Genomic DNA, 13264 nt, shown 5'->3' with positions numbered 1-13264 from the left:
CAGAGGCTTTACTAAGTTCATTTAAAACTACAACTTGCATTTAAAACTTTTTAAACAGTGTCCAAAATTTTGACAATTGCTGTACATATTTTTTACACCATAAACTATGCAAATAGAAAATAATATTCATAAAAATTTAAAAATCAGTATATTACATTATTGGCACGAGAATCGTTATAAGTTTGGCATACCAACACGATTATGATTCAATTATTTAAATATTTAGTTTTTATTCTTCTCTTGCTTTCATCCAAATTAAGTGGTCAAGAAACTTATACGTTAGATGAATGCGTGGCTTATGCATTAGAGCATAATTTACAGTTAAAGGACTATACGCTTAATACGGCATCGGACAGGGAAACTTATCGTCAATCTATCCGGGATCTTTTACCTTCCGTAAACGCATCTACTAACTATGTCATCAATTTTGGACGTAGCACAGATCCTTTTACCAATGATGTTGTGACCACTGATTTCTTTTCGAACCGCTACACCCTAGAAAGTTCCGTAGACCTATTTAGGGGCTTCCAAAAAATAAATACCATTAAGGCCACCAAGTTTCTTTATAAAGCAACTCAAGAGGAAAACCTACAACAACGCTATCTTCTTGCTTTTAGAGTGATGCAAGCCTTTTACGATATTAAATTTTTTCAAGGTCTGGTCGCGATTTCAAAAGAACAGCTGACCGTCTCACAAGCCAATTACGACCTAGTAGCAAGGCAAATTGAATTGGGACTCAAAGCAGGTGCGGACCTTTATGAAGCTGAATCTTTGTTACTTACGGATAAATTAAACCTTACCCAAAGTAAAAACCAACTTGCCAATGCCCAACTACAACTAATTCAAGAAATGAATTTAGAAGGAACCAGCAAAATAACGATACAAGACAATTTAACTGATAACCAGGTGGCGCAGGCAAACAGCGTCATACAGTCGGACACCATATTTGCCGAAGCACAAGAATTCATGCCCCTTCTAAAAGCACAGGAGCTGCGTGTAAAAGCGGCTAAAAAACAACTGGCAGCGGAGAGAGGTTCTTTATTTCCGTCTCTTTCTTTATTTGCCGGTACGGCAAGTGGATATTTTGAAACCACACGTGATAGTTTAGGTTCTACTATTCCCTTTCGTGACCAATTCAAGGATAACACCTCTCAATTTATTGGTGTCAGTCTTGATGTTCCCATTAGTAATATTTGGTCTGCTCGTGGCAGAATAAAACAACAAAAAATTGAAAGGTACCGTGCAGAAAATAACCTTAAAATACAACAACAGCTGGTTTTCCAAACAATCCAACAGTTGGTGCAATCCTATGAATCACTGGAAGTGCAGCGTACACAAAGCTCTCAAAAAGTAAAAGCACAAGAACTGGCGTTCACCATTGCTCAAAAAAGATATGAAAAGGGACTCATAAACGCTTTAGAGCTCTTCACGGCAAAGAATCTATTTGCTAGTGCGCAGAATGAGAATTTGCAGGTGAAGCTTCAATCGGAAATCAATAAAAGCACACTGGACTTTTACCGTGGATTGCCCATTTTTGACATACAATAAGCCTTAAACAAGAACAAATCAACCAAGATAATTAATACAATAATGGATATACAATTAGAAAAGAAAAAAGGGTTACGGGCAAAACACTACGGTTATATTGCCTTAGGTCTATTGCTACTTTTTGTGGGTTATCAATTTCTGTTTGCCAATTCGGTTTCCACATTCCGAACGGATAAAGAAAAACTTTCTGTTGCTACCGTTACTGATGGCAAATTTGACGATTACATTACTATAAGCGGAAACGTAGCGCCCATCACAACTATTTACATGGATGCTTATGAAGGTGGGCGTGTGAGCGAAAAACTAATTGAAGAAGGAGCTACGGTAAAAAAAGGAGACATTATCCTAAAGCTTGAAAATATTAACCTTTATGAGCAAATCCTACAGAGTGAAAGCAACTTGGCCTTAAAGCAAAACGATCTTCGTTCCACTAAACTCAATTTTGATTCTAGACAAGTGGAAGGCCGTAAGTCATTGGCCACTGCTAGTACCGAGCTTCAGCGGTTAAAAAGAAATTTTGAACAGAACCAAGCTTTATTTGATGACGAATTGATTTCTAGAGAAGAATATTTGACCTCAAAAGAGAACTATGACCTTTCTAAAAAACAGTTCGAGATTATAAAAATGCAGACCGAAAACGATGATGAACTACGTGAAACATCCCTAACGGGGCTTGATGCCGATTTAAACCGAATGCAGAAAACTTTGGGTATGGTCTACCAACGTCTTGACCACTTAAACGTAAGGGCTCCTGCCGATGGTCAACTAGGTTTCCTTGATGCCGAAATAGGTCAAAATATATCGCAAGGGCAACGTATTGGACAAATTAATGTTCTAACGGATTACAAAATTGAAGCCAATATAGATGAGCATTACATAGACCGGGTTAAAAGAGAACTTGTAGCCGTATTGGAGCGGAATGGAAAACAATTCCCGTTGAGGGTCAGAAAAGTGTATCCTGAGGTTCGCAACGGCAGGTTTAAAGTAGATTTGGTATTTACCGCAGAGAAACCGGAAACAATACGCACGGGGCAGAGTTACAATATTAGATTGCAATTGGGTGAATCCAATGACGCCTTATTGTTACCTAAAGGCAGCTTTTTTCAGAGCACTGGCGGACAATGGATTTTTGTTGTAACGGCAGATGGTGATGAGGCCATAAAAAGAAATATCAGAATTGGGAAACAGAATTCAAAACACTATGAAGTCCTAGAAGGTCTTGAAGCCGGTGAGAAAGTAATAACCAGCAATTACGATTCTTTTGGTGAAGCGGAAAAAATTATATTAAAATAAACTGTCACTATTTCACTAAAACATAGTCTTTTATAACAACGAAATCAATCAAATCATGATACACATACAGAATATAAAAAAGAGTTTCAGAACCGAAGAGGTAGAAACCTTAGCACTCAACAATGTAAACCTAAAGGTAGAAGAAGGCGAATTCGTAGCCATTATGGGCCCATCAGGTTGTGGAAAATCAACCCTTTTGAACATCATAGGAATGTTAGACAACCCCAACGAGGGCACCTACCAATTTGCCGGTCATGAGGTCAGCAACCTCAAAGAACGCCAGCGTACCGAACTGCGAAAAGGCAATTTAGGTTTCGTATTTCAGAGTTTCAACCTTATTGATGAACTTACCGTTTATGAAAATGTAGAACTACCTTTAATCTATCTAAAAATGGGTAAAGCGGAACGTAAGCAGAAAGTACGCGAAGTTTTAGAACGAATGAAAATCGCCCATAGGGAAAAGCACTTTCCTCAGCAATTGTCCGGAGGTCAACAACAACGTGTGGCAATTTCCAGAGCGGTAGTCACCAATCCGAAATTAATATTGGCCGATGAACCAACAGGGAACCTAGATTCCAAAAACGGAATTGAAGTAATGAACCTGTTAACAGAACTCAACCAAGAGGGAACTACAATTGTAATGGTAACACACTCGGACAGGGATTCGCACTACGCCCACGGGGTAGTTAACCTATTTGATGGTCAAATCGTAACCGAAAGCCAAAACCGGGCCATAGGAGCCATAATGTAAAGGAGTTTATTCATCAATCAACAACTAATCAACCAAACTTATCCCTTAATCACGGATAAATAAGTAATCAGCCAAAAACGAGAATCATGTTCAAAAACTATATAAAAATTGCCTGGAGAAATCTGTTAAAGAACAAGCAGCAGACTATCATAAACCTTCTGGGGCTTACTCTTGGCACCGTTAGCTGTTTAACTATTTTGCTTTATGTCTTTGCTCAACTTGGGTACGATCAACACCATAAGGAAATGGACTCTATTTACCGTGTAGAAACAAAAATAGAGCGCAGTAATAGTGAAACCTATCATTCTGCAACCTCATCTCCACCTATAGCCTTTGCTCTTAAGGAAGATTTTGCCGAGATAGAAGAAGCGACAAGGGTTGTTTTGACCGATGTTTTTTACAGTATGTTAGTTCGTGCTGCGGAGAGTACAGATGCCTATTATGAACCTCGCGTTTACATGGCCGATTCTACCTTTTTTAAAGTTTTTGATTATAATTTTTTGGAAGGAGACCAACTAACCTCTTTAAACGAGCCCAATGCAGTGGTGCTTTCTTCTTATATAAAACAAAAATTATTCGGAGACCAAAATGCAGTGAACAAATCCATAATCTGGGGTACAGGTGAAGACGCACTTACATTGACCGTTACAGGTGTATTTGATGAAAAAGCCAATAAAACACACCTAAACCCCAACTATGTGGTTAGTATGAGCACACCGGGCATGGGTACGTTCGTCCAAAATTTTGACAATTTCGCAACCAACAACTTCGTATACAGTTATATAAAATTGTTCCCCAATAGCAATGCAATTTCACTTCAGGGCAAAATGCCGGGCTTCATTCAGGAAAGGGCCGCTAAAGACATTGCAGATGCAGGTATGCGAAAAAAAGATTTAGAATTAAAAAAAGCAGCAGACATTCATTTATTTTCTGAAGGCACAAAACATCAAATTGATAAGATTTCAAATATCACCTATCTCTACTTTTTACTGAGTCTAGCATTTTTTATTCAGTTGGTCGCCTGTATTAACTTCATAAATCTAAGTACGGCAAGAGCAAGTAAAAGAGCCCGTGAAATTGGTGTTCGTAAGGTGGTAGGTGCCGGAAAAAATGCATTAATGCGTCAATTTTTAGGAGAATCTTTGCTCTTGTCATTCTTTGCCATACTAATCAGCATTCCCATAGTTCTACTGTTATTGCCATTTGTAAACAACATTACGCAAGAATCCTTGACCTATTTAAACTTCTATGAAGTGGAAATTATTTCTATCCTTTTGGCACTGGGCATCTTCACCGGTCTTGCCGCAGGCATTTACCCTGCTATAGTTTTATCCTCAATAAAACCGGTAAAGGCACTGAAAAGTTCTGCCATATTACAATCGGGAAGCGGTAATTTTAGAAAAGCCCTTGTGGTATTTCAATTTGTAGTATCCATTGGCCTAGTGGCTACTGTAATTGTAATTACCCAACAATTCAGGTTTACTCAAGAAAAGGACCTTGGTTATTCAAAAGATAATCTGATTGCCTTACGAATTGGCACCGATGCGGCTTCCAGCAAATTTGAATCTATAAAATCTGCATTTTTAAATATTCCTGGCGTGCTTGATGTTTCGAGCGGAAACTATGCGCCATCAGAAATCGTACTAGCCGATAACGGCTTTTACTTACCTAATGGAAATAGTGAAGACCGAACGGTTGTAAAACGGAATGGTGTAAGCGATGGTTATTTTAAAACTATGGGAATCAAACTTTTAAAAGGACGCGATTTCACCCCTGCAGATACCGTTGACCAAATCATCGTTAACCAAGCAACTCTCCGTGCATTTGATATTAAGGAAGAAGAAGCCCTTAGCTCAACATTGATGCAAGGATCCGGTGACGAAACTTTTGAAATGCGAATAATTGGCGTGACGGAAGATTACCATTTTGCTTCGTTAAAAGATGAAATTGCCCCTTTATTTCTCCATAAGGAAAATGAACCAAATTGGTTGTTCCTTAAGACGAACACTACAAATTACAATACCCTTTTAAGCAGTTTGGAAACACAATGGAAGTCTGTTGTAAGTAATGTGCCTTTTGATTACAGGTTTGTTGATGAAGAGGTAGAAAAATTATATGATGAGGAAAAGCGGCTGGGTCTTATTTCCATAGCCTTTACCATACTGGCCATTTTCATTAGCTGCCTAGGTTTGTTCGGATTAATCTCCTATGTAACGGAACAGAAGAAAAAAGAAATAGGTATCCGCAAAGTGCTAGGGGCCAGCGTACAATCGGTCGTTCAATTGTTAACAAAAGATTTTGTAAAGCTGGTATTGATCGCATTTCTCATTGCCTCGCCTATTGCATATTATTTTATTTCCCGATGGCTTGAGAATTTCACTTATAGGATTGAAATACAATGGTGGGTGTTCTTGGTAAGCGGTGGCTTCGCTTTAATCATTACCATCGTAACAGTGGGCATACAATCGCTTCGGTCTGCAATAGCCAACCCTGTAAAAAGCTTGCGTACGGAATAAGGTCATCAATTAAATCAAAAAACGAGAATCATGTTCAAAAACTATATAAAAATTGCCTGGCGGAGTCTAAAAAAGCAACCGTTTTTCACCTTCCTGAACATCTTTGGATTAGCCATTGGAATGGCTGGAGCTTTGCTTATTTCATTATATATCTATGACGAAATGAGTTATGATACCATGTTTACGGATGCGGACCGTATTCATAGAGTAAATGTAGATATTAAGTTTGGAGGCGAAGCTAGAGAATTTGCCGTTACCCCTGCCCCTTTAGCTTCGGCACTTAAAAGCGACTTCTCAGAGATAGAAACCGTTACTCGTTTTAGGACTTGGGGCAGTGCATTATTAAGAAAAGAAAATGCAGAAGCCAATGCAAAAGAAGAACAAACCACTTTTGTAGACCCCAGCTTTTTTGACATGTTCGGGATTGACCTTTTAGTTGGCGATAAGGAGACTGCCTTAAAACGGCCCAACACCTTAGTTCTGACCAAATCCGCTGCTGAAAAGCACTTTGGTACTCTTACTGCCATCGGTCAAAATGTAGTGCTCAACAACAATGAAACCTATACTGTAAGCGGAGTAATTGATGACTTTCCCCAAAACTCATTTTTAAGAGACCACACCGTTTATATGTCAATGTCCAGTTATGAAGATTCTAAAATTGTCAACTGGGGCAGCAATAACTATCAAACCTTTATAAAACTTATTCCCACTGCGAACATTAACGACCTCCAAGCTCCTTTACGCGGACTCTTAGGAAAATATGTAATACCGGGAGTTCAAAAATTTATTCCAGGTGTTACCGAAGAACAACTAAAAGCTTCTGGAGATTATTTAATCTATAGTACTATTCCGCTAACAGCTATTCATTTAAACTCGCATAGGGTAGCAGAAGTGAGCGCCAATAATGACATCCAAAGTATATACATTCTTTCTTTTATTGCTATTTTTCTTATCGTTTTGGCTGCCGTCAATTTTATGAACCTATCCACGGCGCACTCCCTAAAGAGAGCCAAAGAAGTAGGGGTAAGAAAAACTTTAGGGTCCAATAAGTCAGAATTAATTAGACAGTTCTTAGTAGAATCAGGGTTGGTTTCTTTTTTATCTCTCGTATTGGCGATGACATTGGCATTAATTGCACTGCCTTTTTTCAACTCATTAGCCGATAAAGATATTTCCATTCCGTTTTTGAATCCGTCCTTCTGGTTAATTTTGATAGGGTTCGTTATTTTTCTTGGCCTGTTTTCTGGGAGTTACCCGGCTTTTTTCATGTCTCGATTCAAACCGGTAAAAGTCCTTAAGGGTGGAGGTCAGAGCAGTGTGGGTGGTGGAAAAATTAGAAACTCATTAGTAATTTTTCAGTTTGCCATTTCCGTTTTTTTAATTGTAAGCACGTTGATCGTTTACCAGCAACTCAAATTTATCCAGGGTAAGGATTTAGGCTTCTCAAAGGACCAAGTGCTTATTGTAAATGATGTGTATGTTGCAGGCAGCAAGGCAACCTCTTTTAAAGAAGAAGTAAAACAACTAAGTTTTGTAAAGAATGCCACTTTAAGCAGCTTTTTTCCAACACCTTCCAATCGTAGTGACACTACCTTTAAACCCGAAGAAGGTAATTCTACACAAGAGAATGCCATTAGCATGCAAACTTGGAATGCAGACTACGATTACATTTCCACAATGGATTTTAAACTCGTTGCCGGTAGAAGTTTTAGTAAAGAAGTAGGCAACGACTCTACCAATATCATTGTAAACGAAACTGCCGTTGCCCACATGGGGCTTTCACCAGAAGATGCCTTGGGGAAAAGGTATACTGCTAGCTTAGGAGATGAAAATCCACAATATTTTACCATAATTGGTGTAGTAAAAGATTTTCATTTTGACACTTTAAAAGAGGGTATTGAGGCCCTTAGTATACAATTACAAGGACACAAAAATGCTATGGCAATTAAGTTGGAAGCTGGTGATTTCCAAAGCGCTATAGTAAGTATAGAAAGGGTATGGAATACCGTCGCCCCGGGCCAACCTTTTGATTATTATTTCATGGAAGACTCTTTTAACGATACCTACAAAGCAGAACAGCGCTTAGGTAAAATCTTCATCATATTTACCATTTTATCAATTCTTATTGCCTGTTTAGGGTTGTTTGGGTTAGCGGCTTTCAATGCAGAAAAAAGAACCAAAGAAATAGGAATCCGAAAAGTATTGGGTGCAAGCGTTACTCAAATAAGCTATAAATTGTCCTTAGACTTTTTAAAGTTAGTGGCTATTTCAATTCTTATTTCTCTTCCCATAGGTTGGTTTATCATGAATAAGTGGCTTGAAGATTTTTCTTATCGTATAGACATTCCTTGGTGGGTGTTCGTTCTTGCTGCAGTCTTAGCTATTGCAATTTCAATACTAACCGTGGGGTATCAGAGCATTAAAGCAGCCATTACCAACCCAGTAAAAAGCTTGCGTACAGAATAACATCATCAATCCAATCAAAAAACTAAAATCATGCTTAAAAACTATTTTAAAATCGCTTGGCGAAACCTCTTGAAAAACAAGGGTTATTCCGCTATTAATATTGGTGGTCTGGCCCTAGGTATGGCGGTAACGTTAATTATTGGTCTTTGGGTAAACGACGAACTCTCGTACAACGATTATTTCAAGAAAAACGAGCGTATTGCACAAGTAGTTCAATCACAAACATTCAATGGCGAAACTGGCACCAATAATGCCGTTCCAAGACCCTTGGAAATGGCCTTTCGAGATAAGCATAATGATAAATTCAAACATATTGTCATGTCTTCTTGGAACAATTCTGTCTATTTGAATTATGGCGAAAAAAGTCTTTCGAAAGATGGAAACTTCATGCAAGCCGAAGCCCCAGAGCTGCTAGATCTAAATATTTTAAAAGGTGAAAAAGATGGTCTACGAAAGATTAATTCCATCATGCTTTCGGAGTCCGTAGCAAATGCCCTCTTCGGAAATGAAGACCCCATAGGAAAAGTAGTAAAAGGCAATAGCCAATATGATATGGAAGTAACGGCCGTGTTTGAAGATATACCCAAGAACAATTCATTCAGTGATTTGGAATACATCATGCCATGGGAGAAATATCTATCTCTTTTCGAGTGGATAAAAAATGCTGAAGACCAATGGGGCAACAACTCATTTCAAATGTTCGTTCAGATTGCCGATAATACAGATATGACCGATATTTCGACCTCCATTAAGGATGTCAAGAAAAACCTTAATGAGGAAGCGGCCGAATTTAACCCGCAGCTGTTCTTACTCCCAATGAAAGATTGGTACCTACGCAGTAATTTTGAAAACGGTAAGCAGGACGGTGGCCGCATCAAATATGTTTGGTTATTTAGTATAATAGGCGCTTTCGTATTGCTATTGGCCTGTATAAACTTTATGAATCTGAGCACGGCCAGATCAGAGAAACGTGCCAAAGAAGTAGGCATTAGAAAATCTATCGGGTCACAAAGAAATCAATTGATTTATCAATTTTTAAGCGAATCTTTTCTGGTAGTGCTGTTTGCTTTTGGCATTGCTGTTCTTATAGTTCTTTTATCCCTAGACGGATTCAACAATTTGGCTAAAAAGGAAATGGTTTTCCCGTGGGGCAATGGCATGTTTTGGATTACTTCATTCATATTTGTCCTGTTGACCTCCCTACTTGCTGGAAGCTACCCTGCCCTATATCTGTCTTCTTTTAAACCTGTAGACGTGCTGAAAGGCACGATGACTACCGGAAAACATGCAGGTTTACCTAGAAAAATATTGGTGGTGCTACAGTTTACGGTCTCCGTAGCATTTATCATTGGTACGGTAATCGTAATGCAACAAATAAACTTTGCCAAAAACCGTCCCATAGGCTATGAGAAAGAAGGTTTGGTTCAAATACCGACTATGAGTCAAGATTTTAGTGGTAAATACGATTTAATGCGGAGTGAGTTTACTGCATCCGGGGCGGTATTAGAAATGTCCGCTTCCAGTGCACCTACTACACAGATTTGGTCCAATAGAAGTGGTTTTAGTTGGGAAGGGAAACCGGAAGGCTTTCAAGAGGATCTTGCGTGGACCGATGTAACACCGGAATATGCAAAATCGTTAAACCTAAAGATATTAGAGGGAAGGGATTTCTCCAGAGAGTTCGCAACCGACTCAAATGCCGTACTCATTAATGAGACCGCAGTGAAATATATGGGACTTACAGACCCCATAGGAAAGTACATAAAAGATGATGATATTGAAGACCCGTTTCCTCCCTTAAAAATAATTGGCGTGGTACAAGATATGATTACGCAGTCGCCATACGAACCTGTAAAACAAGGTATCTATGCGTATGACAAGCATGAAAACGCCAGTTTTTACAACTTACGCCTAAACCCTGAAAAAAGTGCCAGTGAAAATATTTCTACTATTGAAAGTGTCTTTAAATCGCATTTTCCCGATATCCCTTTTCAATATGATTTTGTGGATTCTGAATATGGTGAAAAGTTTTCTGCGGAAGAACGCATTGGTTCTCTTTCATCTATTTTCACCGCACTTGCCATTTTAATCAGCTGTTTGGGACTATTTGGCCTTACCTCTTTCGTTGCCGAGCAACGCCAAAAAGAAATTGGAGTTCGAAAAGTATTGGGAGCCTCCGTTTTTAATGTTTGGAATATGCTCTCAAGAGACTTTTTGAAACTGGTCATCATTTCCTGTTTTATTGCCATCCCTATATCCTACTTTGTTATGAACGGTTGGTTGCAAGACTATCCGTATCACGTAATACTAGAATGGTGGATTTTCCTTTTAGCAGTAGTAGGCGCCCTAGCCATAACCATTCTCACAGTCAGTTTTCAGGCAATTAAAGCCGCAAACAGAAACCCTATAAAGAGTTTGAGAATGGAATAAATTTCCATGAGATATTTGGAGATATAATGTCACAAAAAATAGTCGATACTATTAAACGTAATGAATAAGAAATATGCTACTTCAACTAAACAATATTTTTAAGTGGGTTCAGCAGGGTGGCCAGCGCGTCTTTTTGCTGAAAGATATCAATCTTCAGGTAGAAGAAGGAGAATTCATCTCTATCATGGGGCCTTCCGGCTCAGGAAAATCTACGTTACTGAATGTCATTGGTATGTTAGATGATTTTGACGAAGGTGAATACAGTTTTCTTGATGAACCGGTTCATCAACTGAAAGAAAAACATAGAGCTAACCTATACAAACAGTACATTGGTTTTGTATTCCAAGCCTATCACCTTATAGATGAATTAACAGTCTATGAGAACCTAGAAATGCCCTTATTGTATAAAAAGCATTCGGGTTCAGAACGTAAAGCGATGGTGGCAGATATGTTAGACCGTTTTAATATTGTTGGCAAAAAAGACCTTTTTCCCACGCAATTAAGTGGTGGCCAACAACAATTGGTAGGGGTAGCCCGCGCCTTGATATCAAAACCAAAGCTCCTGCTAGCAGATGAACCTACTGGCAACTTAAACTCTACTCAAGGAGAGGAAATTATGGAGTTGTTCAAGCAATTGAATAATGAAGGCGTAACCATAGTTCAAGTTACCCATTCCGAAAAGAATGCTGCGTACGGTAAGCGTGTTATTAATTTGTTAGATGGAAGAATGGTGTGATAAATTCTTTTTAGATAAGTGATTCAAATAAATCACCTTTCCAATAATTAGACGATTTTTTATCGATGGGTACTTTTTTTATAAATTCCTGACGTACCAATTCCTCTAAATCAGCTCGAGCAGTCTGATTAGTGACAGAAAAAATGGTTTCAATTTCTTTAACAGTAAAGGAGCGATTCCCATCTTTTTCAATCCAAAAAAGTATCTGGGCCTGCCGCTCATTGACACCATCGATTTTCAAAAATTTAGAAAAACTATGTTGTTCTATTTTCTGTTTAGCTACGTATTCTTTCAAATCCTCGAAAGCCTGAGTAAGCACTTTAACCTGATAATGAACAAAATATGTCACATCCATATCATCAATTTCTGTATAGATATATGCTTTTTCATACTGTACTTTCGATTTTATTATTACCCTTGAAATAGATAAGTACTCAGCTAACCAATACCCATTTTTTAAAAGATACCAATAAAAGATAGCACGAGCTGTTCTTCCATTTCCATCTACAAAAGGGTGAACATACCCAATGAGAAAATGCAAAATAGAAGCTTTAACGATTGGATGTATAAAATTTTCTTTTGGGTTTGAATTAAAGAACTCGCAGAACGATTGCATTAACTCATTAAGTTCCTCAAATTTTGGAGGTGTGTGGATAATTTCGCCAGTAATATCGTTCATTACATGCACGTCATCTGATGTTCGAAATACACCAATATTACTATCCTCTAAAGTATCAACTGTTACCAATCGGTGAATTTCAAATAATTTATCAATAGACATATCTTCCTCTTGATGCTCACTAATAAATTGAATTGCTTGGTAATTATTCAAAATCATCTGCTCCGATTTGCTCTTGGGTTTCTTGTTTTTCCTGAGCATCTCCTTCGCCTTCACACGCGTAGTCGTGGCCCCTTCGACCATAGAAGAAAAGATAGATTCTTCCATAAGGGCATTATTAAGATACTGATCCTTATCTAAATCGGAAAGCAATTTTTCTTTTTGAATTCCTGCGCCGAAATTAAAATCTAGATAGTGTAGCTTTTGTTGTAGTGAGGAATTAGGGTAAAATTTATAATCAATTCCAACCCTACTAGGAAATCTACCATCATCATCCCAACGTCTTAAACTATAACTTCTTAAATTAAGCATTCTTTGGGTTTTCACCAATCTCCAAACTTCAGATGGATAATCCTCCGGATATTCCATTTCTAAAGAATTCGGTTTTTTGACATACTTGATTTTATCCCAATACAAATAATCCTTTTCAATCTTATTTAATTGTGGAACAATTAAACTTGTATAAACATTTTCGTTTTTGAAATCTTGTATCACTCGAATATTATAACCATCTAAATCAGGTGCCTTTTCCATCATAATTTATAAAATATCCTAATTTTTAATTTTTTAGGATAAATCATCCCATTATAAATATATGTAATTATTTGTAAATTTTAAAAAAATTAGGACAAATTGAAAAGATTAAATTATTTATAAGGTCCCAAAAATCTCCATTTCCATAAGAG

General features: G+C 37.9%; 8 protein-coding genes. 7 read left to right on the top strand and 1 reads right to left on the bottom strand.

All coding sequences use genetic code 11. From position 1 onward, the window contains the following. Positions 1-201 precede the first annotated feature (201 nt). From P0077_RS10275 to P0077_RS10245, 7 genes are all read left to right on the top strand, one after another. The gene (locus tag P0077_RS10275; protein WP_276169088.1) at positions 202-1548 is read left to right on the top strand and encodes a TolC family protein; all 1347 of its coding nucleotides are present in this window, start codon (positions 202-204) and stop codon (positions 1546-1548) included. A 42-nt stretch (positions 1549-1590) separates the two neighbouring features. Beyond that, a complete protein-coding gene (locus tag P0077_RS10270) occupies positions 1591-2841 on the top strand; it encodes an efflux RND transporter periplasmic adaptor subunit (protein ID WP_194525743.1) in 1251 nt (416 codons plus the stop codon). A gap of 55 nt (positions 2842-2896) precedes the next feature. Further along, the gene (locus P0077_RS10265) at positions 2897-3592 is read left to right on the top strand and encodes an ABC transporter ATP-binding protein (protein WP_276169087.1); all 696 of its coding nucleotides are present in this window, start codon (positions 2897-2899) and stop codon (positions 3590-3592) included. An 86-nt stretch (positions 3593-3678) separates the two neighbouring features. Further along, complete coding sequence (locus P0077_RS10260) at positions 3679-6108, top strand: ABC transporter permease (RefSeq protein ID WP_276169086.1); 2430 nt, start codon at positions 3679-3681, stop codon at positions 6106-6108. Between the two features lie 30 nt (positions 6109-6138). Further along, positions 6139-8574, top strand: a complete 2436-nt coding sequence (locus tag P0077_RS10255) for an ABC transporter permease (protein WP_276169085.1) — start codon at positions 6139-6141, stop codon at positions 8572-8574. Positions 8575-8604: 30 nt separating this feature from the next. Next, positions 8605-11004, top strand: a complete 2400-nt coding sequence (locus P0077_RS10250; RefSeq protein ID WP_276169084.1) for an ABC transporter permease — start codon at positions 8605-8607, stop codon at positions 11002-11004. A 73-nt stretch (positions 11005-11077) separates the two neighbouring features. Next, positions 11078-11740 carry an ABC transporter ATP-binding protein gene (locus P0077_RS10245; protein ID WP_276169083.1) on the top strand — a complete coding sequence of 221 codons (663 nt, stop codon included), beginning with the start codon at positions 11078-11080 and terminating at the stop codon, positions 11738-11740. A 10-nt stretch (positions 11741-11750) separates the two neighbouring features. Here P0077_RS10245 and P0077_RS10240 read toward each other — a convergent pair whose 3' ends face one another. Next, entirely contained in the window at positions 11751-13115 is a 1365-nt protein-coding gene (locus P0077_RS10240) for a Fic family protein (RefSeq protein WP_276169082.1), read from the bottom strand. Positions 13116-13264 lie beyond the last annotated feature (149 nt).

The organism is Zobellia alginiliquefaciens, assembly GCF_029323795.1.
GTDB lineage: Bacteria > Bacteroidota > Bacteroidia > Flavobacteriales > Flavobacteriaceae > Zobellia > Zobellia alginiliquefaciens.
This window is presented reverse-complemented; position numbering and strand designations above follow the sequence as displayed.